Origin of the sequence: Paenarthrobacter sp. RAF54_2 (genome assembly GCF_052113945.1) — a bacterium.
Classification (GTDB): Bacteria; Actinomycetota; Actinomycetes; order Actinomycetales; family Micrococcaceae; genus Arthrobacter.
On sequence record NZ_JBFRDV010000008.1, the window covers coordinates 205,964 to 229,062 of the forward strand.

The 23,099-nt window shown below is 62.0% G+C and carries 21 protein-coding genes, 1 tRNA gene and 1 other RNA gene; 12 read left to right on the plus strand and 11 right to left on the minus strand.

The genetic code is table 11. The features are described 5' to 3' along the window. Nucleotides 1-98: 98 nt before the first annotated feature. The 5 genes from AB4Y87_RS10610 (at nucleotide 99) to AB4Y87_RS10630 (ending at nucleotide 4,853) form a co-directional block, all read left to right on the plus strand. Entirely contained in the window at nucleotides 99-1,010 is a 912-nt protein-coding gene (locus AB4Y87_RS10610) for an alpha/beta fold hydrolase (protein WP_442004305.1), read from the plus strand. After that, on the plus strand, nucleotides 1,007-1,903 hold the full coding sequence (locus AB4Y87_RS10615; protein WP_442004306.1) for a carbon-nitrogen hydrolase family protein: 897 nt from the start codon (nucleotides 1,007-1,009) through the stop codon (nucleotides 1,901-1,903). Before AB4Y87_RS10610 ends, AB4Y87_RS10615 begins: the two co-directional genes overlap by 4 nt. 239 nt (nucleotides 1,904-2,142) lie before the next feature. Beyond that, the gene (locus AB4Y87_RS10620) at nucleotides 2,143-2,886 is read left to right on the plus strand and encodes a sulfite exporter TauE/SafE family protein (protein WP_442004307.1); all 744 of its coding nucleotides are present in this window, start codon (nucleotides 2,143-2,145) and stop codon (nucleotides 2,884-2,886) included. Between the two features lie 173 nt (nucleotides 2,887-3,059). Continuing rightward, the gene (locus AB4Y87_RS10625; RefSeq protein WP_442004308.1) at nucleotides 3,060-3,455 is read left to right on the plus strand and encodes a RidA family protein; all 396 of its coding nucleotides are present in this window, start codon (nucleotides 3,060-3,062) and stop codon (nucleotides 3,453-3,455) included. Nucleotides 3,456-3,708: 253 nt separating this feature from the next. Next, nucleotides 3,709-4,853, plus strand: a protein-coding gene (locus tag AB4Y87_RS10630; protein ID WP_442004309.1) for an IS3 family transposase whose coding sequence is annotated in 2 segments (ribosomal slippage) — nucleotides 3,709-3,985 and nucleotides 3,985-4,853 — 1,146 coding nt in all. Because the reading frame shifts where the segments join, the coding sequence is not laid out codon by codon here. Here the strand turns inward: AB4Y87_RS10630 and AB4Y87_RS10635 are convergent. From AB4Y87_RS10635 to AB4Y87_RS10645, 3 genes are all read right to left on the minus strand, one after another. After that, nucleotides 4,850-5,623, minus strand: a complete 774-nt coding sequence (locus AB4Y87_RS10635; protein ID WP_442004310.1) for a GntR family transcriptional regulator — start codon at nucleotides 5,621-5,623, stop codon at nucleotides 4,850-4,852. The two genes, AB4Y87_RS10630 and AB4Y87_RS10635, sit on opposite strands and share 4 nt — an antisense overlap. Before the next feature lie 329 nt (nucleotides 5,624-5,952). Next, the gene (locus AB4Y87_RS10640) at nucleotides 5,953-7,317 is read right to left on the minus strand and encodes an MFS transporter (protein ID WP_442004311.1); all 1,365 of its coding nucleotides are present in this window, start codon (nucleotides 7,315-7,317) and stop codon (nucleotides 5,953-5,955) included. Beyond that, nucleotides 7,314-7,877 (minus strand): TetR/AcrR family transcriptional regulator, encoded by a 564-nt coding sequence (locus AB4Y87_RS10645; protein ID WP_442004312.1) that lies wholly within the window; start codon nucleotides 7,875-7,877, stop codon nucleotides 7,314-7,316. The genes AB4Y87_RS10640 and AB4Y87_RS10645 overlap by 4 nt, the downstream gene beginning before the upstream one ends. 933 nt (nucleotides 7,878-8,810) lie before the next feature. Here AB4Y87_RS10645 and AB4Y87_RS10650 point away from each other — a divergent pair. The 3 genes from AB4Y87_RS10650 (at nucleotide 8,811) to AB4Y87_RS10660 (ending at nucleotide 9,793) form a co-directional block, all read left to right on the plus strand. Then, nucleotides 8,811-9,041, plus strand: coding sequence for a hypothetical protein (locus tag AB4Y87_RS10650; protein WP_442004313.1), 231 nt, complete (start codon nucleotides 8,811-8,813; stop codon nucleotides 9,039-9,041). 201 nt (nucleotides 9,042-9,242) lie between these two features. Then, nucleotides 9,243-9,602 carry a LapA family protein gene (locus AB4Y87_RS10655; protein WP_442004314.1) on the plus strand — a complete coding sequence of 120 codons (360 nt, stop codon included), beginning with the start codon at nucleotides 9,243-9,245 and terminating at the stop codon, nucleotides 9,600-9,602. Further along, nucleotides 9,599-9,793 (plus strand): hypothetical protein, encoded by a 195-nt coding sequence (locus AB4Y87_RS10660; protein ID WP_442004315.1) that lies wholly within the window; start codon nucleotides 9,599-9,601, stop codon nucleotides 9,791-9,793. Before AB4Y87_RS10655 ends, AB4Y87_RS10660 begins: the two co-directional genes overlap by 4 nt. Before the next feature lie 101 nt (nucleotides 9,794-9,894). Here AB4Y87_RS10660 and AB4Y87_RS10665 read toward each other — a convergent pair whose 3' ends face one another. Beyond that, nucleotides 9,895-10,194 (minus strand): DUF4193 domain-containing protein, encoded by a 300-nt coding sequence (locus AB4Y87_RS10665; protein ID WP_216921958.1) that lies wholly within the window; start codon nucleotides 10,192-10,194, stop codon nucleotides 9,895-9,897. A 157-nt stretch (nucleotides 10,195-10,351) separates the two neighbouring features. Further along, the gene (locus AB4Y87_RS10670) at nucleotides 10,352-12,844 is read right to left on the minus strand and encodes a beta-glucosidase (protein ID WP_442004316.1); all 2,493 of its coding nucleotides are present in this window, start codon (nucleotides 12,842-12,844) and stop codon (nucleotides 10,352-10,354) included. Nucleotides 12,845-12,983: 139 nt separating this feature from the next. Between AB4Y87_RS10670 and AB4Y87_RS10675 the strand changes: the two genes are divergently transcribed. Further along, the gene (locus AB4Y87_RS10675) at nucleotides 12,984-13,580 is read left to right on the plus strand and encodes a TetR/AcrR family transcriptional regulator (RefSeq protein WP_442004317.1); all 597 of its coding nucleotides are present in this window, start codon (nucleotides 12,984-12,986) and stop codon (nucleotides 13,578-13,580) included. Nucleotides 13,581-13,652: 72 nt separating this feature from the next. Here AB4Y87_RS10675 and AB4Y87_RS10680 read toward each other — a convergent pair whose 3' ends face one another. Beyond that, the gene (locus tag AB4Y87_RS10680; protein ID WP_442004318.1) at nucleotides 13,653-14,999 is read right to left on the minus strand and encodes an aspartate kinase; all 1,347 of its coding nucleotides are present in this window, start codon (nucleotides 14,997-14,999) and stop codon (nucleotides 13,653-13,655) included. Nucleotides 15,000-15,205: 206 nt separating this feature from the next. Between AB4Y87_RS10680 and AB4Y87_RS10685 the strand changes: the two genes are divergently transcribed. Beyond that, nucleotides 15,206-16,327, plus strand: coding sequence for a hypothetical protein (locus AB4Y87_RS10685; RefSeq protein WP_442004319.1), 1,122 nt, complete (start codon nucleotides 15,206-15,208; stop codon nucleotides 16,325-16,327). On the opposite strand, the gene recR is transcribed toward AB4Y87_RS10685, so the two are convergent. The 3 genes from recR to ffs form a co-directional block, all read right to left on the minus strand. Continuing rightward, nucleotides 16,281-16,880 carry a recombination mediator RecR gene (gene recR, locus AB4Y87_RS10690; protein WP_216921891.1) on the minus strand — a complete coding sequence of 200 codons (600 nt, stop codon included), beginning with the start codon at nucleotides 16,878-16,880 and terminating at the stop codon, nucleotides 16,281-16,283. The genes AB4Y87_RS10685 and recR overlap by 47 nt on opposite strands. Before the next feature lie 33 nt (nucleotides 16,881-16,913). After that, entirely contained in the window at nucleotides 16,914-20,159 is a 3,246-nt protein-coding gene (locus AB4Y87_RS10695) for a DNA polymerase III subunit gamma and tau (protein WP_442004320.1), read from the minus strand. A 34-nt stretch (nucleotides 20,160-20,193) separates the two neighbouring features. Continuing rightward, an RNA gene (gene ffs / locus AB4Y87_RS10700) (signal recognition particle sRNA small type) lies at nucleotides 20,194-20,290 on the minus strand. A 465-nt stretch (nucleotides 20,291-20,755) separates the two neighbouring features. Between ffs and AB4Y87_RS10705 the strand changes: the two genes are divergently transcribed. Then, nucleotides 20,756-21,244, plus strand: coding sequence for a hypothetical protein (locus AB4Y87_RS10705; protein ID WP_442004321.1), 489 nt, complete (start codon nucleotides 20,756-20,758; stop codon nucleotides 21,242-21,244). A gap of 14 nt (nucleotides 21,245-21,258) precedes the next feature. On the opposite strand, the gene AB4Y87_RS10710 is transcribed toward AB4Y87_RS10705, so the two are convergent. Beyond that, a complete protein-coding gene (locus tag AB4Y87_RS10710; protein WP_442004322.1) occupies nucleotides 21,259-21,582 on the minus strand; it encodes a hypothetical protein in 324 nt (107 codons plus the stop codon). A gap of 303 nt (nucleotides 21,583-21,885) precedes the next feature. Between AB4Y87_RS10710 and AB4Y87_RS10715 the strand changes: the two genes are divergently transcribed. Next, a tRNA-Ser gene (locus AB4Y87_RS10715) sits at nucleotides 21,886-21,970 on the plus strand. A 179-nt stretch (nucleotides 21,971-22,149) separates the two neighbouring features. On the opposite strand, the gene AB4Y87_RS10720 is transcribed toward AB4Y87_RS10715, so the two are convergent. Beyond that, nucleotides 22,150-23,079, minus strand: a complete 930-nt coding sequence (locus AB4Y87_RS10720; RefSeq protein WP_442004323.1) for a LysR substrate-binding domain-containing protein — start codon at nucleotides 23,077-23,079, stop codon at nucleotides 22,150-22,152. Between the last annotated feature and the right edge of the window lie 20 nt (nucleotides 23,080-23,099).

Consider the following 23,099-nt stretch of genomic DNA (forward strand, 5'->3'; position numbering starts at 1 on the left):
GGACGACAATCGGGAAGAGCCCTATGGATCAGCTCCGTGGGCTTCTCCAGACCGCTGTGCAGTACACAGCGGCACAATCTAACTATCGAAAGAGAACAATGAGTACCGGATCCTCCATTTCCGAACGTCAAGCCGACGGCTGGCAAGCCGGCGATCATCGCATGGTGATGTCAGAGGGCCTGAGGTACCACACTGTGACGAGCGGCGAAGGCCCGGTAGTGGTTTTGGTTGCTGGGTTTCCCCAGAGCAGCTACGCGTGGCGGAAGGTCGTGCCGTTCCTCGCTGACAAGTTCACGATAATCACTGTCGACCTTCCTGGCCAAGGCGACTCAGATAAGCCGCTTGACGGGTATGACACTCGCACTACCGCCAAACGTATTGACACTCTCCTGAAAACATTGGGCCACGACCAATACGTCTACATCGGCCACGACATTGGAGCCTGGGTCGGTTTCGCCTTGGCTCACGACCACGCTGATTCCCTCCGAGGGATTGCGCTGATAGACGGCAACATCCCGGGCGTGTCCCTTCCATCCACGTTCACCTTGGAATCAGATAGCTGGCGCCGATTTCACTTCCTGTTCAACGCGGTCCAGGACCTCCCCGAAGCACTCCTTGCCGGCCGCGAACGAATCTACATCGAGTGGTTCTTCCAGCACAAAACCGGGAGCATCCGACAGGCTTTCACTCACGCAGACCTCGATGAGTACGAACGGGCTTACAGCATGCCAGGCGGCATGCGGGGAATGCTCAACTACTACCGGGCCGTCGTGGAAGATATCGAGATCCACACCGAAATGGCAAAAAACCTCATCCAAGTGCCGCTGCTGGCAGTTGGTGCGGACGAGGGGAGCGCCCCAGACATTTTCGAACGGATGAAACCCCTGGGGACGGACGTGCGCGGCGGCAACATCGCCGACAGCGGCCACTACATTCCGGAGGAACAACCCGAGGCCTTGGCCAATCGACTGCGGGAATTCCTCGAATCGCTTCCAGGGAGCACCAAATGATCAACACAGACACTGCAAGCACCAACCCCGCCAAGACCGTTTCACCAAACGCCCTCCAGCCACCAACTGTTTCCGATACGACCCGCATTGTCGGGGTTGCGCAGATAGGGGCACAGCTCGCTGACCCCGCTGCCAACGCCCAGATGGTCGAGAAGTATTTGATCGAAGCAAGCGCCAAAGGTGTCTCACTGATCGTCTTTCCCGAGTGCTCGCTCACAGGGTACATGTTCGAATCACGGGCAGAGGTCGAAGCTGCGGCGCTTTCGTTGAATCATCCCGTCATTGAACGGCTGACGCGACGATGTGCCCAACTGAACATCACCGCCATCGTCGGCACCCTTGAACGTGAGAAGGACAAAGTCTATAACGCGGCACTAGTCCTCGGCCCGACCGGTCTTATCGGCGTGCATCGCAAACGCCACCTGCCCTTCCTCGGCGCTGACCGATTCGTGGACGAACCCGCAGGGACCGAAACAGCCATCTTCAACACTCCAGCTGGCCGAGTGGGCGTGGCCATTTGCTACGAGATCCGTTTTCCCGAGATAACCCGCACACTCACGCTGGCCGGCGCCGAGATAGTTGCACTGCCGACGTGCTTTGCAGGAGCCTCCCACATGCTCGCTGAAGACTTCACGAGAGTTCGGGCAGCAGAGAATTTCGTATGGTTCCTGGCAGCCAACCGAAACGATACTGAAGGCTGGGTCGATTTCATGGGACGCAGCAGCATTGTCGACCCACTGGGCAAGGTCATAGCGGACGCCGGGAAAGACAGCACTCTTCTTACCGCCTCCATCGATCTCGAGCGAGCACGGGACAAAACTCTCACGTTCCGGCCAGGAGAGCATTCGGTGGCACCATGGGCGGACCGGCGCCCAGCAACTTATCGCATTTAACGCACCGGAGCAGACAGCGGCCCCGCCTCAGACCTGCAAGGCAATCATTGGAGCCCTAAGAAGAGAACGCAACCATGAGACTTGACGGTTGCGTTCTCTTCTAATCCAACGCGTCCGGCGGGTCCCCATTCTCAATGGAATGGAGACCCCGCCGCCTTTAAGAAGGAGCCCAAACTCTTGTCCAACGGCAACGTTCCAACCCCTCTACGCTTCGAAGCCTTCCCCTCAACTAGGCTGCCATGAGTCCCTGGTATGCCGGTGTGCTGTTTGTGGCAGGCATCGGAGGCGGTCTCGCCGGAAGTATCGCCGGACTTGCATCGCTGAGCACCTACCCCGCCCTTCTTGGACTGGGACTTGTCCCGGTCTCTGCGAATGTCACGAACACAGCAGCCCTGATCCTCAACGGAGTAGGCTCCGCTTTAGGATCCGCACCTGAGCTGAAAGGTCAGGCTGGTGCCCTGAGAAGGCTCATACCAATGGGGATACTAGGGGGCGCCGGGGGCGCCCTGCTCCTTCTGTCCATTCCGCCAGGGTATTTTGAATATCTTGTCCCCGTGATACTAGCCAGCGCTGCTGTGGTTATCGCGATTCCCCGTCGTCTAGCATCTCCGTCAGGCCGCCCTCAAGGACCTCTGAAAAGTGCAGCCATGCTAACAATCTGCATTCAGGGCGGATTCTTCGGCGCAGCGGCGGGAGTCATGCTCCTTGCGGTACTCATGAGCTCAGGAACAGGTTCCATGGCGCGGGCTAACGCAGTCAAGAATGTGGTGCTGGGCGCCGCGAACCTTAGCGCAACCCTGATCTTTATCGCCTTCGCCCCCATCAACTGGGTGGCGGCCATGATCCTCGGCCTGGGTTGCCTTATCGGTTCTAGACTCGGACCTCCACTAGTCAGAACCATCCCCGAAACTCCCTTGCGGTTACTCATCGCAGCAGCCGGCATAACACTGGCACTGAAACTGGGTATCGAAACATACCGCTGAGCGCGGCATTATCTTGCGGACGCTCTACCTTCAGCACCTCCCCAAATCGGGACCATCCTGCAGCGTGGCCCGACCTTGGATCCATCGGAGATCATCTGAAGTTGACGAAACGAAATGGCAAACATGCGAGAAAGTATTGGCCGATAGCCACGTATATGTGTAATATATGTAGCATGATCGAAGAAATTAAGACTGACAAAGTTGTTGAGATGCCGCACCCGCTTCCCCAAGGGATTCGAGCTGGTGACTACGTATATACGTCTGGGTGTGTTGCGGTCCTGGCGGACGGCACGAAAGTCCTCGGCGATTTCGAAGCAGAAGCCCGCGCCGTCCTGGACAATGTCCGCCACGTCGTCGAAGCAGCCGGCGGAACCCTGGCAGACGTTTGCAAGACGACGGTCTTCCTCGGTAACACCGTGCTGTTCCCTGCCATGAACAAGGTCTACAGGGAATACTTCCAAGAGCCCTTCCCCGCCAGGTCAACGATTTTGGCCCCGCTGTCCGATCCTGATCTGCGAATCGAGATCGAAGCAGTGGCTTACATCCCACAAGGCGACAAGAAGGCCTAAGACCCCGCAGTGAGAGAACTGCTCCATTGAATAAACTAACGTCGCCCCCGCGAAGCGGGGGCGACGTTCATCTGTGTCAACGGTCGTTTTCTCCGGAAGAGGTACGTCACCGACTGAAGTAAATCGGCGAATAGCTTCGAAACTACCTTGGGCCGTCACCCAGGCCGCCGAGATGCAGACTGAGATCGGGACTGCCCCCGGTTTTGTTGACTCCTTGACCTAGCGAGCTGGTGCTCGTGGAAGGATGTTGACCATGCCCACGGCTTATGGGGCGGAGTTCCGCCAGGATGTTATCGATGTGGCCCGCAAGGGCGAGGCGCCACTGGCGCAGATTGCGAAGGATTTTGGGCTTTCGATCACGACATTGAAGCGCTGGATTGCCATCGCCGAGCGCAAGGAAACCGGGGCCGGCCCGGCATCGACAGAGTCAGCGGAGATGCGGGAGTTAAGGAAACGCAACCGCCTGTTGGAGCAGGAGAACGAGATCCTGCGTCGGGCCGCTGCCTATCTGGCCAGGGACATCAACCCAAAATGACCTACCCGCTGGTCACGGATCTTGCCGCAGACGGTGTCCCCGTGGCGGTGACCTGCAGGGTGTTGGAATTCAGCAAGCAAGGCTATTACCGGTGGCGAGCGAGCCCGGTGACGGAACGGGATTGGGCGGATGCGCACCTGGTCAACGCCGCCCTGGACATCCACATCGACGATCCCGCGTTCGGCTACCGTTTTATCGCCGACGAACTCCCGGAGAAGGGCGTCACAGCGGGCGAGAACAGGGTCCAGCGCTTGTGCAGGGATCACGGCATCTGGTCGGTGTTTTCCAAGAAGCGTGGCCTGAACCGGAAACCGGGACCACCGGTTCACGATGACCTTGTGGAACGTGACTTCACTGCCGCGGCGCCGAACGAACTGTGGCTGACAGACATCACCGAGCACCCCACAGGCGAAGGGAAGCTCTACCTCTGCGCGGTCAAGGACGTCTATTCCGGGAGGATCGTCGGGTACTCAATGGACTCGCGGATGAAGTCCTCGCTGGCCTTATCCGCACTGGAGAACGCTGTGCGGGCACGCCGTCCGGCCGGGACCGTGGTGCACTCGGACCGCGGCTCCCAGTTCCGTTCCCGCCGCTTCGTTGAAGTGCTCCGGCACCACGGGCTCGCAGGGTCGATGGGCAGGGTCGGCGCGTGCGCGGACAACGCCGCGATGGAATCTTTCTTCTCGCTACTGCAGAAGAACGTCCTGGACCGCCAGAGATGGACCACACGGCAGGAACTCCGGCTTGCCATCACGATCTGGATAGAAAGGACCTATCACCGCCGGCGACGGCAAAGACGGCTGGGGAAACTCACACCCATTGAATATGAAACAATCAACCGGACCGCGCTCGTAGCGGCCTAAGACCCCAAGTCAACAAAAGCCGGGGCAGTCCCATCTTCAAGAGTTCGCTGTCGTAAAAGTTGCACTAAACGGCGCTGTGTACCGTCGGCGTGCTCGTTCAGTAGGCTCTGTAAAAGGTCGCGGTCCCTTGCTGCTACAGCGTGGACGATGGCATCGTGCTCCTGCAAGTCGTTCTCGAACTCCCACAAGTGCTGCGCCGCAACGTTGGATTCGAGCTTGTATAGATAGACGTTCAGCCGACGGTTGTGCCGGTGTGTTGACTCGGCGAAATCGTAAAAAAAAGAATTACCGACCGTACGGTGGAGACGCATGTGGAAGCGCTCGTTGATCTCCGTTATCAGCAGGTAATTGCGGTCCCTTACCTGCAGTGCGTACTCGGCGTGAATGGCAGAGAGGTCATCGGCCAGACTTTCATCGTCAAGCCGACACCGCTGAGAAAGAATGCTCTCTGCCAGTTGCCGAGCACCCAGTATGTCGCCGATTTCGTCCAAATCCAGCGGACGGACAAAAGTGCCACCCCGTCCGGGCTGTATGATAACGAAGCCTTCGGCAGCCAGCCGATTGAGGGCCTCGCGGGCCGGGGTCCGTCCGAGACGGAACTGCTCAAGCAATAAGGGCTCATCAATGCGGCTCCCGGGAAGAAGCGTAAGGTCAATGATCCGCGACCGGAGCTCGGCAACAGCCGCGTCGGTTTGCGAGCCACGTTGTGCACCGACCTGGCGGGTTACCGCATCTTCCTTTACCCGCGCACCTAATTCGGTCGAATTCATGTCAACGTCCTTCCGCCGAAACGCGACCCGATCCGGATACAGCCCGATCGAGGCAAGCGACGACGGCTCCCCATTGCAGCAGAAGATCTTCGATAATGCATATGCAAAGTATATTTCAACCGACGGGGTGCGTCGCTCAGGGTGTTGGGGTCACTTCCGGGCTGGAGCAGAGAGGCAGCCAAACAGCCCGAGCCTGCCGTACTGGCTATATCTGCACTTGAGGCGGTAGCCTGCGGGCGACTATTTCGACCTTAGGTGCGGGATGGGCCGGGTGAGTGAGCGCTCCATAACCTTTTGCCGCCTTCGGGGCAGAGCTACCCGTTCGAGTGTCACGAGACCGGGGCCGGGCGTGACCGCAATTCAGTTGCCGCGATGGCGATGGCACAGGAGGTGACTAGGACGATCGCAACAATGAAACCTGCACGCGCATCCGCAAGGGCGGCGAGAGTGCCGAGGACCGCGATACCGACGGATTGTCCCACCTGCCGCGAGGTGTTGTAGACGCCGGAGGCTAGACCCGCCGAGCTTGTGCCGAGGGCGGTACTAGCGGTCTTGTTCAAAGCGGTCGAGTAGATCGCGGTGCCAGCCCCGATCAAGAAGTCTGCGATCACGAGTACCCACCATCGCTCCGAAGTGGTCGCGCCAAGGAGCAGGAGAGTTCCGGCAACAGCGCCGCCGGAACCCAGGAGGATCATCTGACGGGTTCCGCGAAGCAGCAGGTACGGGTTTGCAAACACACCCGCCAGAACGGTGCCAACCGCGAAGGAGGCCAACAGCAAACCGCCCATCAATGCCGAGGCACTCCAGGCGGCCTGGAGGTATAGGGCGAGGAAGAACTGGAGTCCGTACGCACCGAACTGAAAGGCGAAGCCTCCGAGGACCGCACCGGGGAACCCCGGGGTGCGGAACACTCCCAACGGCAACATCGGAGCCTGTGCGCGGTGCTCAACCAAGGCAAAAGCTGCTAGCAGCACCACACCGGTCAGCAGGAGCATCCAGACCAATACCGGACTCGTGTCTCGCCCAGCTTCAATGAGTGCCCCGACAACCGCGACAAGACCCGCGGTTCCTGTGAATTGCCCGGCAAGGTCGAAGCGGGGGTGGTTTTGCCTGTTGCGCCGGTGGTCCGCGGCCCCGACAAGGACCGCAGCGGCGATCGCAATCGGCGCTGTGAGCCAAAACACGGACCGCCAGCCGGCCGTATCAGTGAGCAGCCCGCCGAGGATCGGTCCGACAGCCATCCCGGCCCCGCCGAAAACTGTCATCAGGTTCACCGCGGTCGAGCGATGCCCGGGGTTGTCGAAGCTCTTGCCAACGAGCGCGAGGACCATCGGCAGCAGCAGCGCAGCGAACACCCCCTGAGCGGCGCGACAAGCGATCAGCAACCCAAGCGACGGGCTGAGCGCGCACGCAACAGACGCCACAGCAAAGCCGATCGCACCGATGCGGAACAACCGCTCCGCGCCGATCCGGTCGCCGAGACTCCCGCCTAGGAGCAGCAGGGATGCCAACGGGAGCGTGTATGCGTCCACCACCCAGGAGATTCCCCCGACCTGTGCATGCAGGTCCTCCGCGATCCGCGGCAGAGCCAGGTTCAGCGCACTGCCGTCCACGGTGATCACAATCCAGCCCAAATAGATCGCCCAGCCGCGAGCCGACCATGCCGTGCGGACCGGCGCGACGACAGCGGTCATGCGCGCGCTCCTTCGAGCAGAGCGAGCACACCCTCGACCGCATCATCGAACACCGCGACATCCTGCGCCGCCCGGGCCAACACATACGCACCCTGCAAGGTCGCCGCGACCGCCGCCGCCGTGCGAATCGGGTCCAGGTCCGGTCGGAACTCGCCGCTGTCAACGCCGCCGGAGATCACGGTGGCAAGCTGCCCGCGTATCCAGGCAAACATCTCCTGAACTTCGGCCCGCAGCGCGGGAGCGTCGATCACTTCCGGCTCCTGCACCAGTCGACCAAATTGGCAGCCCTTGAGCGCATCCCGGTCCCGCGTCAGGTACGCACGGATCCGTGTGACAACACTCGCACCTGGAGCCAGTTCGCGCGCGATTCGAGCCCGCATCTCTTCCGTGTTGCGCTGGACCGCTGCCTGCGCCAGCGCCTCCTTGCCATGAAAATGGTGATACATGCTGCCCTTCCCGGCACCAGCAGCATCCAAGATTTCTCTCGGACTTGTCGCCCCATAGCCGCGCTCCCACAACAGCTCCCGGGTCGCCTCAATCAGGTCATCTCGTGTACTCATGCAGAGCACTGTACCTACCTTCAGGTACAAAGTCGAGTCACAGTTCGGTACTTTTGATAACCTTGGTAGAATTCCACAGCGCCGATAGGAACCCTATGTCGTCTCTACGGTTGGAGCGTATCGACGCAACAGGCCCAGAAGTTTCGTCGGCTTGACCTGCGGAAACGCCAGATTCGTTGATGCACGGGAGTTCTCGCAGCTACTTCTACTCCCGTTGTTTTTTAGCCGATAACCGTCGTTTCGTAAAGCTGGATGTGTAAGAGGCACTTGGGTGCAACTTCCCACTGCCATCAGTTTGGTGAGGTTCGCACGCTCGACCTGAGTACGACGCCAAGAGCTTTGTTCCAGCCTCCTTGACACAAAATGCTCAGGAGCTTGTCACGCTGGGCGACCGTCCAACGATCTCGGCAACTTCGCTGTGATAAGGCTCCATAATGTCAGGCTTGGCCATTTTTTCGAGTATTCATTTGCGGCCGTAGGAGTCCGCATTGCGCCACTCATCGATCCAAACACAGAGAGTTTCCAGCCATGCGGCCTCAGATCCGGAATCAGTCCACACCTTCCGTAGATCAGGGAGCAACTAAGGAGCCACGTTCCCGACCTCGTCTTTGTCTACCTCGACGGATCCGCTGGGACCATCGCGGAGCGGCTGATCCAACGCCAACACGAATGTATGCCGGCGTCGCTCCTGGCATCCCAAGTAGCAATCTTGGAGCCCCCTGGCGTAGACGAATCCCACATTGCGGTCCTTTGGAATCGCCGCTGAACGTCGCAGTGGAGTCCGTTCGGGCCGCGTTGGGAGTCATGGCCCGGCCCCTTCCGGCCCCAAACGCTCGCGCCTTTTCCGGCCCGCGGGCGTAAAATTGGCGTACTGGTACGGCATCCGCCGTCCTACCGCTTTTTCTCTCTCCAGTTGAAAGGAGGTGGAAGAACATGGGACGCAAGTTGGAAACCTTTCAGCACGTGACCGAGCGGCTGCAGTCCGTCTTCGGACCGGCAACCCATGGGGATACGGATGCCCCTGTTGTGCATAAACACGACGACTTCGAAACGGCTTCCGAGGAAGACTTGAAGAATTTCGAGGTTGAGACCGATTCGGAGGGTCATCACTACGCTGTCCGGAGGAACGATTCAGGACCAACTTCAACCGACTACACCGTGTGATCGCCAGTAACCATGAGTAACTGTGACCGACAGTAACAACGGCACCCAAATACCGAAGGACCGGACCGCGAACTCCGGTCCTTCCTTATTCCGATCCAGCCTTGCCCTGCCACTGTTGAGCCACTTATAAGCATGCTTATTATATGAGTGCACGGACAAGTGATGAGCACGCATACGTTCTGGGAAATGAGGGGGCTGTCAATGAGCGCTCAAGATGATGCCGCAATGGCCGGGGGAGGCTCTGGACGAGCGGATTACACACAGCCACGGGTGGCGCCGGGCAGTTCCCGGCCCACACGAACAGCAGCGATCTGGGTAGCCGTAGCTGTGGGCCTGGTGGTGCTGGTCCTGTTGATCGTGTTCTTCGTCCAGAACCAGGACATGGTCACCGTCCGGTTCTTCGGATTGGAAGGCGCGCTCGCCCTCGGCACCACGCTGTTCATTGCAGCTGTTGGAGGAGGCGTGCTGGTGGCGCTTGCCGGCGGTGCGCGGATCCTTCAACTCAGGGTGAGCAACCATCGGCGCCAGAAGATGATCGGCGGACAAGGAGGCGGGCTATGACGGACACTCCTCTGGAGGACGACAAGTCGCCGGACCGGCCTGCTCCAGAGGATGGCAGGGAGGCCGCCGGCCTCCTTGCTGACGCTCTTTCCCCGGTGGTCGCTCCTGAATACACCGACGAGGAGCGACTGTCCGAGCCCGGTAAGTCCCAGCCCGATAAGGAGGGCACGGAGGAAGCGGCCGACAAGTAGTTAATTGCGGAAGGACCGGAGCGTGCGCTCCGGTCCTTCCGCAATTATCCCGACGGCGGCACTCCCTGACGATTAATGTTCCGTCGGGGTGGTGGTCGTCTTTAGCCTTCGCAGTCAGTGCAGTAGGCGACGCCGTCCTTTTCGCGGGCAATCTGCGAACGGTGGCGGACCAGGAAGCACGAGTTACAAGTGAACTCGTCATTTGCCTGGGGGATGACCTGGATGATGAGTTCTTCAGCGACGATTTCGCCGCCGGGACCGTTGGCGTCCAGGCCGTCAGTTTCGTCGAGTTCAAGAACCACGCTCTTGGCCGTGGGGGCGCTGGCGGACTGGAGCGCCTGGAGGGACTGCTCCTGGTTCTCTTTTACATCGGTACGGAGTTCGTCGTAGTCGGCTGCCACTTTTTGATGCCTCTTCGTGTTAGGGGGTTACCGGGTATGCAACGTACAGCATGCCATGAAAATTCCATACCATACCCCAGATTTGGCGCTTGTGGCGAAAACCACGTGCGTGGCGGTCCAAAAAAGGCCGCCACGCCGCGCCAATTGCCCTCTATTATTACCGCACCTCGATGTCCAGAGTCTGGAAGCTGTCCGCAACATGGCGACCCACCAGCAGTCGGAAGCTTCCACGCTCAAACTGCCAGCCGCCGTCGTAGTGCGCAAAAGCCTTTGCCGGGATGCGGACTTCAACGCTGTCAGTCCCCGCTGGAGCAAGGTGGGTTCCTGCGTAGCCTGCCAGCCAACGGACCGGACGTTCCACAGCGGAATCGGTGCGCTCGAGGTAGACCTGAACCACTTCACGTCCCGTACGCGTGCCGGTGTTCTTCACCGGGACGTGCACAACCACATCGTTGCCGGCCGTGACCGACTGTGGCGCGTGGGCGGTGCCGAACTCGAAAGTCGTGTACCCCAGTCCGAAACCGAAAGGTAGCGCCGGAGCAGGGCCGCCGGCGCCTTGCTGCTTGAGCCACGCGCGGTAGCCCACGTGAATTCCCTCGGAGTAGACCACTTTGCCATCCACGGGAGTGGTGTTCAGGACCGGGACATCTTCCAGGGCTGCTGGCCACGTTGTAGGGAGCCGGCCGCCAGGTTCCTCCGCGCCAAGCAGGATGTCTGCAATGGCGGTGCCGAACTCCTGTCCACCGAACCAGCCCAGCAGCACCGCGTTTACCTTCTCGAGCCATGGCATCACCACAGGTGAACCCGAATTCACAACCACCACCGTGCGTGGGTTGACGGCGGCGACAGCCTCCACGAGTTCGTTCTGGAACCCCGGGAGGTCCAGGTCCTTACGGTCAAAGCCCTCGGATTCGATGGCTGCATTGGTTCCCACAACCACCACAGCTACATCGGAAGCACGGGCGACTTCCACTGCGGCGTCGATCTCCGCCTGAGGATCCGCCACCACAGTTTCTTCGCCCAGCAGGATGGCCGTGAAGGGGATGATCTGTTCCTTGGGCAGGCGGTATTCGGCCTCGATGCGAACGCTCTGTCCCGCCGCGGTCTCGATTGCGTGAACAGTCTTGGGCGGATCGAACAGCGCGGCACCCAGGACGTCGGTGTCGTCCTGGATCTCGTCGTTGAAAACTTCGGCTCCATCCAATGAGAGACGGATGTGCCCCACTGTGCCCACTCCGAGGTGGTGGACACCTGCCGAATCGGCCGTCCAGTCGGTTTCCATCCGGATGATGGCGGCGCCTTCCGGGATGCCGATGCCGAACCAGATCAAGTGTGACGCCAGGCGGTCTTCGCCCGAGATCTCCGTGCCGTCATCTGCGAGGAACGTCACGCGGATCCCCGGGACGTTGGAGACCGGATTGTGCAGGGAAGTCCGGGGGAACGCCTGAAGGCCCTCAGCCACCTTGGCGCCGCGCGCGTAGGTGACACGGACGCCGTCGGGCAGTGCATTCCGCAGCCCCTCCAGCGGCGAGACGGTGTACTTAGGCATCACGGTGGCGCTTCCGCCGCCCTGCGTCCGGGCCTCTGACGCATTGTGGCCGATCACCGCAACGCTGTTCAGCATGGCGGCGTCCAGCGGCAGGATGCCGCCTTGGTTGCGGACCAGCACGGCGCCGCGGACGGCAACTTCGCGCGCGACGGCGGCCCCGTCCAGTTTGGCGGGGAGCCCGGTGACTGCGGGCTCGAAGCCTTCGAGGGAGCCGACCCGGGCAGCAAGGCGCAGGATGCGGGTGACCTTTTCCAGGATGGCCTCCCGGCTGACTCGGGCATCATTGACGGCGGCCAGAAGTTTTGGTCCCCAATGGCCCACAGGCCCCGGCATTTCCAAGTCCTGGTGGGCGTTTGCAGCATCAATGGAACGCACTCCCGTCCAGTCGGAAACCACCACGCCGTCGAATCCCCATTCTGTGGAGAGCGGGGTCTCCAGCAGCTTGTTTTCGCTCGCCGTGGTGCCGTTGATGGAGTTGTACGAGCTCATGACCAGCCAGGCCCGGGCCTCCGTGATGGCGTCTTCGAACGCTGCCAGGTAGAGCTCACGCAGCGGCCGTTCGTCCACTACCGAGTCGGAAGTGAAGCGTTCCGTCTCGGCCTCGTTGGCCAGGTAGTGCTTGGGAGTCGCCCCTACGCCCATGGACTGCACTCCCGCAACGTACCCGGCGGCCATGGTTGCTGTGAGCCGCGGATCCTCGCTCATGCACTCGAAATGACGTCCACCCAGGGGTGAACGATGAAGGTTGATGGTGGGGCCGAGTACGGCGTGGACGCCCTTGCGTCGGGCCTCCTGGCCGAGAACCTGCCCGTAGCGTCGAGCGGTTTCCACGCTCCACGTGGCGGACAGGGCGGACGACGACGGGAGGGAGATTGAGTCGTGACGCTCGTCGAAGTCTTCGCCGCGGACGCCTGCAGGCCCGTCGGACAGGACGACGCGACTGAGACCAATTTCAGGGATGGCGTGGGTGGACCAGACATCCGCTCCCGTCAGTAGTTGGATCTGCTGCTCCAGGGACAGGCTCTGTGCGAGCTCCCGGATGCGCTCTTCGGCGTCGGGGACGCCTGTCGCCAGGACTGCTTGCGAGAGTGAGGGGTTCATTTACTTGCCTCCTGATGAACGAATGACCCACCGGTGGGTCTTATCAGGAGACTTTAGCGACAAAAATCGAGTGTGACTAGATTTGTAGTTAATAAATCTAGAGTCACTCGGTTTTTGACGGGTGAAATAGACTGACTCAATGTCTACTTCCAAGGCCCGCGGGCAATACGCGAAGGGTGCGGAACGCCGCGAACAGATCATCCAGACGGCTACGGATGTCTTTGCGACCGAAGGCTTCGAAGGGACTGCGCTCAAGCGCGTGGCGGAACTCGTTGGGGTCAAGGAAGCCACCCTCTTCCACTACTTCAAGGGCAAGCAGGAACTCCTCACCGCAGTCCTGGCAGAGCGCGACCGGCGGTCCATAGCAGTGGTCGGCCAGGAGGAAGTGGGGCTTAGCCACATGCCGCCGATCGCGGAGAGGAACCGGCACGAGCCAGGGCTGACCACGCTCTACGCTGTCGCATCGGCCACAGCCAACGATCCAGGACATGACTCCCACGGCTACTTCAAAGAGCGTTACGAAAACGTGGTGCAGGGCCTTAGTGAAGACATTGCCCGCCGGCAGCAAGCCGGTGAAGTCCGGGGCGACGTTGACGCGGCCATTCTGTCCAGATTGGTTGTTGCGGCGTTCGATGGCCTGCAGTTGCAGTGGCTCTATGACAAAGACGTGGACATGGCGGATGGGCTGAGGCAGCTCATCGACGTCCTGCTGGCTCCGACTCATCCAACTGGGTAGCAGATAAGGCCGTTCTGAGAGCTCAGAACGGCCTTATCTGCGACTTACTTGGGGGCGTTGCCCGTGGTGACCCTAGCGGCCGGTGCCGCCGTAAACGGTAGCTTCAGAATCGCCGTCGAGCTCGAATGCAGCGTGGATGGCACGGACGGCGTCATCCAGGGCATCTGCGCTGGTGACAACCGAGATGCGGATTTCCGACGTGGAGATCATGTCGATGTTGATGCCGGCGTCGGAGAGGGCCTTGAAGAAAGTTGCCGAAACGCCGGGATGTGAACGCATACCCGCGCCGATCAGGGACAGCTTGCCGACGTGCTCGTTGTATTCGATGCTCTCGAAGCCGATCTGGCCTTCAGCTGCACGCAGGGCAGCCAGAGCATCGGCGCCTTCAACGATTGGGAGGGTGAACGAGATGTCGGTGCGGCCCGTGCCGTGGGTGGACACGTTCTGCACGATCATGTCGATGTTCGAGTGCGCGTCCGCGATCACCTGGAAGATCGCAGCGGCCTTGCCCGGAATGTCCGGCACGCCTACAACGGTGACCTTGGCTTCGGACCGGTCGTGTGCAACGCCGGAGATGATTGGCTGCTCCAAGGCAACTCCCTCTTGAATCGTGAACTTTTCATCGGCGCCCGGGATGACCCACGTGCCTTCGTGCTGGCTGAATGACGAACGGACGTGCAGGGGCACGCCAAAGCGGCGGGCGTACTCCACGCACCGCAGATGCAGAATCTTGGCGCCGGAAGCAGCGAGTTCCAGCATTTCCTCGCTGGAGATGCGGTCGATCTTCTGGGCCGAGGACACAACACGGGGATCGGCGGTGTAGATGCCATCCACGTCGGTGTAGATCTCGCAGACGTCGGCTTCGAGCGCTGCAGCCAAAGCAACGGCCGTAGTGTCCGAGCCGCCACGTCCCAGGGTGGTGATCTCGTTGGTGCTGCGGCTCATGCCCTGGAAGCCCGCCACGATCGCAATGTGCCCCTTGTCCAGGGCGGTGCGGATGCGGTGGGGGTCGACGTCAATAATGCGGGCCTTGCCGTGGATACCGTCGGTAATCATGCCTGCCTGGGAGCCCGTGAAGGACTGGGCGGAGGCGCCAAACTTGTTGATGGCCATGGCAAGCAGTGCCATGGAAATTCGCTCACCGGCGGATAGGAGCATGTCCATTTCGCGGGCAGGAGCGGAGTCCGTGACCTGGCCTGCGAGGTCCAGGAGTTCGTCTGTTGTGTCTCCCATGGCGGAAACAACAACCACAACCTCGTTGCCGGCCTTCTGCGCATCCACAACACGCTGAGCGACCCGCTTGATACCATCAGCATCGGCAACCGAGGAACCGCCGAACTTCTGAACGATCAGCTGCTTGGTAATGGCAGCCCCGTCGGAGAGCTCTTCGGTCTTCACTTCGGTAGTGGGCATAGTCATGCGCGCACCCTCACTGCATCAATAGGGTTCGAACGCGGCATGCCAAACTCCAAATTCCAAATTTGAGCACGCCTGCGTAGCTTATTCGGCCAGTTTATCGCCGTGGTGTGTCCCCACAGGAATTGTGACCACATGGCGGCCGCGCAGGCAGTTTCGGGAGCAGGTTACCGGGCGTACGATCCCTTTTATGAGCATTGCGTGGTGCCATGGCCTGGGTTCCTGAGGACCCGGACGATCCCGGGCCAGCGCGGAGCGATTCGGAATACGAAGTGATCGGCGGCGGCGTGATCGACGACCGGTTTCCGCGGCGTGACGGGACCGCGAGTGAACACAGGCTAAACCATCAGCCTGGGATCGCCGACATTCTTGGAGCCGCTGTGCGGGAGGCTTGGGATGACTGCCGCACGTCCTTGCGATCGTGGTGGTTCTGGTTGGCCTCCGCGTCCGCGCTGATTCTCGCCTGGGCGATGGCCGCAGCTGTGGTGGCCTTCGGCGAAGCCAACGGATGGTTTGAATCGAGCCTGCCAAGCGCCACGTACATGCTGATGGCCGGACTTATGGCAGTCGTTTCTGCTCTCCTCGGGGCAGTCTGGGGCTTCCGTCAAAGAGCTCGAACATTCTTTGGCGTGCTGTTCGCCGGACTCTTCCGCGGGGCGGTCTTCGCCGTGCCGTCCGGCATCACGTTGCTGGTGGTGGGGGTGGCCGTCGGCGGGCCGATCGCATTGGCGGGTGCCGGCGTCGTGGTTGTTGTCCTTGAAGTTGTGCTCTTTGGACTCATAGGCGCTGGTGCTCGCGCATGCTCGGCCCAAACCGCGGCAGGTGTTGCCCTGGCTGCGGCGCTGGTGGCGTTCTTGTGCCTGGGCAATGTAGCAGCCACCATCGCGCTGCTCCCCGGGACGGCGGTGATGGACCAAGCGTCAGTGCCCATCAACGTGGAGCGGGACGACGCCGGACGGATCACAGCATACGAGTGCGTGGGAGGTCTCCGCCCCGTGGAAGTCGCGCATACAGAGCGGGTTGCCTGGCTGGCAGCGTCCAACCCGATTCTGCTCTTCGGTAGCATCGCCGCCGAGGCGCTCCCCAGGGAGCATGAACTGGCATGGGTGTTGTCCGGCTTGCAGTGGGCTGCCGATGGACCGAGCCGTGATGTTCCGTGTATCGGAGGGAAATCAAGTGATCAGCTTGCGCCACCGGTGCCCGTCGCCGTCACCGGCCTCATGATTCAGGCAGCGGTGGCTGCGTTGGTGCTGCTGCCGGGCCGCTGGTTGTCGTCACGCCGCCTTACGTCAGTGCGTTCCGGCGGCCCTCAAACGCCCGGCCAAGCGTAACTTCGTCGGCGTATTCAAGGTCCCCTCCCACCGGCAGTCCGGAAGCCAACCGCGTGACGGTGATCCCGATCGATTTGAGCATGCGGGCCAAATAGGTAGCAGTGGCCTCGCCCTCAAGGTTGGGATCCGTAGCGATGATGATTTCCTGGATAGCGCCGTCGTTGAGGCGTGTGAGGAGTTCGCGGATCCGCAACTGCTCGGGGCCAATGCCCGCGATGGGATTGATGGCTCCGCCCAGCACGTGATACCGGCCACGGAATGAGCGGGTGCGCTCTACAGCAAGAACGTCCTTGGATTCCTCAACCACGCAAATGACCGACGGATCCCGCCTCGGATCGCGACAAATGTTGCACATTTCCTGCTCGGTGACGTTGCCGCACACAGTGCAGAACTTGACCCGTTCCTTCACCGTGGTGATGGCTGTCACGAGCCGTTTCATGTCCTCGGGATCGGCCTCAAGGATGTGGAACGCCAGGCGCTGTGCCGATTTCGGGCCCACACCGGGAAGCCGGCCGAGCTCGTCAATCAGCTCTTGAACTGCACCTTCGTACAAAATGTCCTCGTTTGTTTGGTATCAATGCTGTCATCAGCGGGGTTGCAGGGGAGAACCGTCCAAGGCGCGCTCTTCGATCAGCTTTCCGCCCAGAATACGCTCCACGGCAGCCCGCCCAAAGACCCTCGATTCCTCGATCGTCTCGTCCTCCGGGCTGGGGATGTCCTCCGGTGCCGGCTCCGGCTTGGCGTGGGTCCGCACAGGCGCCTGCACCCGGCCGGCTTGGGCTTCGGGGCTGTTGGTCAATCGCTGGTACAGGCTCTGGCGGGCTGAAGAACCGCTCGACGGCGCGCCCTCCTCAAGCGTCGCAACGGAGCCGCCCGCGTGCTGGGTTTCCGGGGCTGTAGTGGGCCACGCCGCAGGCGCTTGGGCACCTGCCTGCGCTGGAAGGGTGCCAGGCCAGCTCGACGCCGGGGCGACGTCCCAGCCCGACGAGCCGTTTTGCTCCGCGCTGGTCGGGTGGCCATATGTCGGGGCTGCTGCGTCTGCCGTGTTCGCCGGAGTCTGCGCCGCTGCCGGTTCGTAGTCGGGGACGCTCGACTCGCCCGTGTCCGCCTCGACCGAGGCCATTGGCTGGGCGCCCACGTTGGATTTACTGCCGACCACCCACGTGCCGGGCGCTTGTTCTAYTGCCCTGGACCAGGGGTCGTGGGAAGCGTCCGGTTCTGAGGATTTGATGGCTGTATTGGCCGCCGATGCGGGGATATGCTGCGCCGCGGTTTGGTGGTCAGGGGTGTGCTGCCCTGGGGTTTGGTGGTCAGGGGTTGGCTGCGATGACGCTGACGGAGCCGGACGTTCCGAGGAAGCCGCTGCCGGAGTAGTGTCCGGGCCGGAAAATGAGGGAGACGGTTCCCAATCCATCGGGGGTTCTTCGTCCAATGGCGGCGCATCTTCGTCGAGCGGAGGACCCCAATCCTCGTCAGGGTAGGAGTAATCGCCGGTCGGCTCCGGCGCGGGAGTAGGCGCGGGCGCATCTGCATGGGGAGGTGCTGGTGCGGGTGGTTCTGGCGTCGCCGTCTGGGCAGGTTCCGGCGCAACACTGGGGACCGCAGCTTTCCTATTCGGCGCAACGGGTGCCGAGGGAACAGCAGCGGCGGGTGCCGGCGTCGTGCGTTCGGCTTGAGCCGGCGCAGCTGGAACTGGTGCCACTGATTCAGGCGTGGCCGGAACAGGCGTTGCTGCGACAGGGGCAGCGGGTGCCAAGCCCCAGGCAGAGTCGACCTGCGAAACAGGGCTCGGGGCCGGGGCCGGCGCGGCCGGCACCGGGACAGCTGGCGCTGGGCCTGCTGGTACTGGGCTTGCTGGTACTGGGCTTGCTGACACTGGGCTCGTGGCCAATGCCGCCGACTGTGATGGCGACGGTGATGTGGTGCCAGGTGACGCCGGAAGATCCCGGCTAGTAGGTGCTTTTGGGTTTGGCTCAGAGCTCGCTGAGCTGTTGCCGCCAGCCACTGCGACGATCTGGCAGTCGATGCCGATGGTCTTATGGATTGCTTGGCGAAGGTTCTCGGAGTGATCTGCGCGCCCAAAGGCACCGGCGAGCCCGGCGGTGGTAAAGGCGAGTGTCAGCACTTGACCGTCGAACTGTGCCACCTGGGCGTTCGGTTCAACCAAGGCCCAGGTGCTGCGCTTGATCTTGGTCAGGGTCTGCAGGACTTCCGGCCAAGCACGACGGAGGGCTTCGACATCTCCACCAGCGGCAGGAGCCGGCTTTGACGTGGGGGCCGGTTGGGAAGCGGGCGCCGTCTGTGGGGCGGGCGCAGTCTGCGGAGCCGGTTGCGGTGCGGCGGGAGGGGCCGTCGCAGCGGCAGGCTTCGTCGAGGGAGCATTCTGGACAGGACGCTGTGTAGCCGTCGGCTCGTCCACCGGCCAGTCGTTTGTTGAGACGCGGGGAGCCGAGAGTGGCTCCCGCGACACGGGCGCTGATGACGTGTCCGGGACAGGTACAGGTGCTTGAACTGGTGCAGATGCAGGAGCCGCCGTCGGTGGGGCCGATACACCTGCCGCCGGCGCTTGCGCGGGAGCGGACTGGGCAGCGGGCGCCACCGCTGGTGAAGAAGCGGCGGCTGAAGACGTGCCAGAAGCGACAGCCGGGATCCCGGCGTCGCCGGCGTAATTGAGCCGACGCTCCACGCGGTCGATCCGGGCCGCAATGCCCCGTTCCGTCTGCTCGGAACTGGGCAGCAGGATGCGCGCGCACAGAAGTTCCAAGTGCAGGCGTGGCGAGGTGGCTCCGGTCATCTCCGTGAGTGCCGTGTTGGTGACGTCCGCCGCGCGGGAAAGCTCCGCAGCACCCAGGTTCGTGGCCTGGTTGCGCATCCGCGCAATCTGGTCCTCGGGCACGCCGCGAAGAATTGCCTGTGCGCTCTCAGGCATTGCCTGGACGATGATGAGGTCCCGGAAGCGCTCCAGCAGGTCTTCCACGAAGCGGCGGGGATCGTGCCCGGTCTGGATGACGCGGTCAACGGCGCGGAAGACAGTTGAGGCGTCGGCGGCTGCGACGGCGTCCACGACGTCGTCCAGCAAGGAAGCGTGGGTGTAGCCGAGAAGCGCGACGGCGAGCTCGTAGTCGAGGCCGTTGGGTCCGGCGCCTGCCATGAGCTGGTCCAGCACGGACAAGGTATCGCGGACAGAACCTCCACCGGCTCGGATGACGAGCGAGAGCACGCCCGGAGCCACGGGGACGTTCTCCTGGTGGCAGAGGAGCTCAAGGTACTTCATGAGTGGCTCGGGCGGCACCAGCCGGAAGGGGTAGTGGTGGGTGCGCGAGCGGATGGTGCCGATGACTTTGTCCGGCTCCGTGGTGGCAAAGATGAACTTGATGTGTTCCGGCGGCTCTTCGACGATCTTCAGGAGCGCGTTGAAGCCGGCCGACGTGACCATGTGGGCTTCGTCAATGATGAAGATCTTGTAGCGGTCCCGCACCGGGGCGAAAGTTGCGCGCTCGCGGAGATCACGGGCGTCGTCCACGCCACCGTGGCTGGCGGCGTCAATCTCGATGACGTCCAGGGAGCCGGAGCCGCCGCGCGCGAGTTCGATGCAGCTGGGGCATTTGCCGCAGGGGGTGTCGGTGGGTCCCTCGGCGCAGTTAAGGCAACGGGCCAGGATGCGCGCGGAGGTGGTCTTGCCACATCCGCGTGGGCCGGAGAAGAGGTAGGCGTGGTTCACGCGGTTCTTCCGCAGCGCCGTCATCAGGGGCTCGGTGACGTGTTCCTGCCCGATAACGTCCGCGAAAGAGTCCGGGCGATACCTTCGATACAGGGCAGTTGTAACAGTCACAAGTGAAACCTACCTATAGGGACTGACATTTTAAATAAGAGACCCCTCATGCACCCGCCAGAGCCCATCTACCCTTGCTACCTTCCGGTCCTGGGGGAGTTCAACAGGATGACGCCACATGAGGGGCCGTCGACAAGCTTACCTGAACTTGGTTATTGGTTCGAATCGGCACAAAGGGCTGTGGAAAACGCTCGACGGCGGCTGGTTGGCGCCCTCATTATGTCGGGGCTGGGTGGTAAACCTCGCACTACATGAGATGTTCATTTGAGAGGGCAAGGCTATGGGGCTGCATGGGTAGCGGTGACTGGGTGGATCCAAAGGATGTGTCCAGTGAGATTCATAAGGACGTGCTCGCCGTGGTTCGTGTCCTCACCTCGTCCGGATGGAGGTTGAGGCGGCAAGGTCACAAGTTCTACATGTATTGCCCCTGCGGATCTGACGGCGCGCAGTTAAGGGTTGATGGGTCTCCTAAGAACTCGACCCAGCGAGCCAAGATCCTTGCGCGCGATGCGCGTCGGTGTCCAGGTCAGCACGAATTGCTCAGGAGGCGGCGTTAGGTGTTGTCACTTGTCAACAGTGCGGGCTATGCTGAAACCATGACCACGGAGCAGCCATTCGAAGTACGTCTCCGCCTCGGGGAACTTTCAGAGCAGGTTGAAGACTTGCTCGTGGAACAACTCGACGCGATAGTTTCCCGCTTGGCCGACGTTCCGTACGTGACTTTCCTCCAAGATGCCCCCAGTGGTAGAGAGGCTGCACGCCGCCTTGTTTCCCGGGTCCATGATCTCGGAGGGAAGGTTCAGTCCGTCGATTTCGACTACGTCACCCGGAGTGAAATTGCTGAACGGCTGGGTGCAACTAGGCAGGCTGTCGCCCTCTGGGTCGCTGGCGACCGGAAGGCCGGCTTTCCATTCCCTCGCCCAGCCATCCAAGCTGGAGTTTCGCTATGGTGCTGGTCCGACGTCGTGGACTGGGCCACCGTTTGTAACCATGCCGTTGGCGAGGGAGTGAGGCTGCTGTCAGCCGATGAGATCGCAGTAATCAATGGTGAGTTGGCTGCAGGGCGAATGCCCAGTTTCGCCTGACGCGCAATTATGGATCACCGCCACCCCCTCACCGGCCACGTCATGAAAGCCGGCTCCTCGTAGGGGTGCGCCGCGCGCAGCGCCAGCACAACGGCGTCGAGCACGTCCTCCCCAACCACGCACTCAACCCGGGTTTCCGGCACCTGCTCGCTGGTTCCGACGTCGCCGATGAACGGCTGTGCGCCCGGCAGGGGAGTGAAGTGACCGGTACCCGGTGACGTAAACGAGCAATGCGAGTAGTCGCCGATCCGTCCTGCGCCGGCGTCCCCGATTGCCCTGAGGACGGCCGAAGTGTGGGTCTCGGGAACGTAAACAACCAGGGCGTAGAGCTGCGTCATGGGAACATCCTGTCAGTAACTTCGGCTGCAAAGCAGCGCACACCATTGCATATCTGCGGGTCACAGCGGACCATGGGTATGTACACCGATTGGGGCAATCTCAAGATTGTGAGCTGCGGGGCCTGGGGGCGAGGGGCCGGACCCGGCAGCTCAACGGTGATACCGCAAGAATGGGCGCGTTGGGGGCGTCCATTTTTCCGTTAAGGCGCGGTTTTGGCCGACCTGCCCGGAGGCCCCGCCGGCCCGATTACACGATGCCGAAATTCTCAGGTACAGTAGTATCTGCTTTCGATTCGGAAGCAAGGAGAATTCGCCTAGCGGCCTATGGCGCACGCCTGGAACGCGTGTTGGGTTAACGCCCTCGGGGGTTCAAATCCCCCATTCTCCGCGTTTGGCCCCGGTCCCCAGGACCGGGGCCTTTTGCGTTCCTGACACCTACGTTGTCTCCTGCCCGCGACCCGGACTGGGGACACCCATATCCGGGCGTCGCCAGTGTGTTTCGAAGGCGTGGGCGAATTTGCGCGTCGCCAACGGACGCCCGGCGCTGCGGAAGTGAGCTGGCTACTGCTACCCCGCATCCGCCTGCGGCCCTGCGTCAACTTGCTGCGCAGCGGCCACGCGCTCCAGTACTTCGCGGCACGCAAGAATCGCGGGGTGGATCCTGCCGGCCGTCCTGGTGGACGTGAAGACAGTCCGCGTTGGGAGGCTGGGGAGGTCCAGCAGTTGGACGGGGCGGGTCCGGCCTGTCCAGACGAGGTCCGGCATGAGGGCAACGGCGTTGCCGGATTCAATGAGGCGGATCTGCGCCTGGAGGTCCGCTGTTTCGTATCGGACGTCCGGTTCGAAGCCGGCGGATCGGCAGGCCTGCTCAGCCCAGTGCCGGGAGGCGGCGCCTCGGGGCTCCATGACCCAGGGCATGTCTGCGGTGTCAGCCAGTGAGGCAACAAGCTCCCCGCCCAGTCCGATCGGGGGAGTGGCCAGCCGGATGGCGTCACTGGTCAGCGTTGCCCGGTCCAGCCCCGGGTGATGCGGCGCGGCGTGCCCGGGATATTGCTCCGCCACCACGATGTCGAAGTCGCGTGCCCAGGTTTCGTAAAGGGCCGTCTCGGGTTCGCGCTGGGTCATTTCCACGCGCACTTCCGGATACTCCTGGCGCATGATGCTGAGGAAGTCAGGCAGAAGCGCGAGTGCGGCCGACTGGAACACTGCCAACCGGACCGTTCCTGTGACTGTGGACAGCGACGCGGCCAGTTCGGTTTCGGCGCGTTCCAGTGTCTCCAGGAGGGCGGCGGTGTGTGCAACCAGGATCTCGGCTTGAGGTGTCAGCTGCACCCGGCGGCCAGCCTTGCGAAGCAGTTCGACGCCTGCTTCCTTCTCCAGCAGGGTCAGTTGCTGGGACACGGAAGAGGGGCTGTACGGCATGGCATCGGCCACCTCAGCGAGCGTTCCGCGGATCTTCAATTCGTGCAGCAAACGCAGCCTGCGGACGTCCAGCAAGGCGGCCTCCAAAGGTTCGG

Coding starts and splice junctions, on each gene's coding strand:
- AB4Y87_RS10710 (WP_442004322.1), bottom strand. CDS start 21,582: ATGACGCAGCTCTACGCCCTGGTTGTTTACGTTCCCGAGACCCACACT.
- AB4Y87_RS10660 (WP_442004315.1), top strand. CDS start 9,599: ATGACGGACACTCCTCTGGAGGACGACAAGTCGCCGGACCGGCCTGCT.
- AB4Y87_RS10620 (WP_442004307.1), top strand. CDS start 2,143: ATGAGTCCCTGGTATGCCGGTGTGCTGTTTGTGGCAGGCATCGGAGGC.
- AB4Y87_RS10655 (WP_442004314.1), top strand. CDS start 9,243: ATGAGCGCTCAAGATGATGCCGCAATGGCCGGGGGAGGCTCTGGACGA.
- AB4Y87_RS10610 (WP_442004305.1), top strand. CDS start 99: ATGAGTACCGGATCCTCCATTTCCGAACGTCAAGCCGACGGCTGGCAA.
- AB4Y87_RS10615 (WP_442004306.1), top strand. CDS start 1,007: ATGATCAACACAGACACTGCAAGCACCAACCCCGCCAAGACCGTTTCA.
- AB4Y87_RS10670 (WP_442004316.1), bottom strand. CDS start 12,844: ATGAACCCCTCACTCTCGCAAGCAGTCCTGGCGACAGGCGTCCCCGAC.
- AB4Y87_RS10650 (WP_442004313.1), top strand. CDS start 8,811: ATGGGACGCAAGTTGGAAACCTTTCAGCACGTGACCGAGCGGCTGCAG.
- AB4Y87_RS10705 (WP_442004321.1), top strand. CDS start 20,756: ATGACCACGGAGCAGCCATTCGAAGTACGTCTCCGCCTCGGGGAACTT.
- AB4Y87_RS10680 (WP_442004318.1), bottom strand. CDS start 14,999: ATGACTATGCCCACTACCGAAGTGAAGACCGAAGAGCTCTCCGACGGG.
- AB4Y87_RS10675 (WP_442004317.1), top strand. CDS start 12,984: ATGTCTACTTCCAAGGCCCGCGGGCAATACGCGAAGGGTGCGGAACGC.
- AB4Y87_RS10645 (WP_442004312.1), bottom strand. CDS start 7,877: ATGAGTACACGAGATGACCTGATTGAGGCGACCCGGGAGCTGTTGTGG.
- AB4Y87_RS10685 (WP_442004319.1), top strand. CDS start 15,206: ATGGCCTGGGTTCCTGAGGACCCGGACGATCCCGGGCCAGCGCGGAGC.
- AB4Y87_RS10625 (WP_442004308.1), top strand. CDS start 3,060: ATGATCGAAGAAATTAAGACTGACAAAGTTGTTGAGATGCCGCACCCG.
- AB4Y87_RS10640 (WP_442004311.1), bottom strand. CDS start 7,317: ATGACCGCTGTCGTCGCGCCGGTCCGCACGGCATGGTCGGCTCGCGGC.
- AB4Y87_RS10635 (WP_442004310.1), bottom strand. CDS start 5,623: ATGAATTCGACCGAATTAGGTGCGCGGGTAAAGGAAGATGCGGTAACC.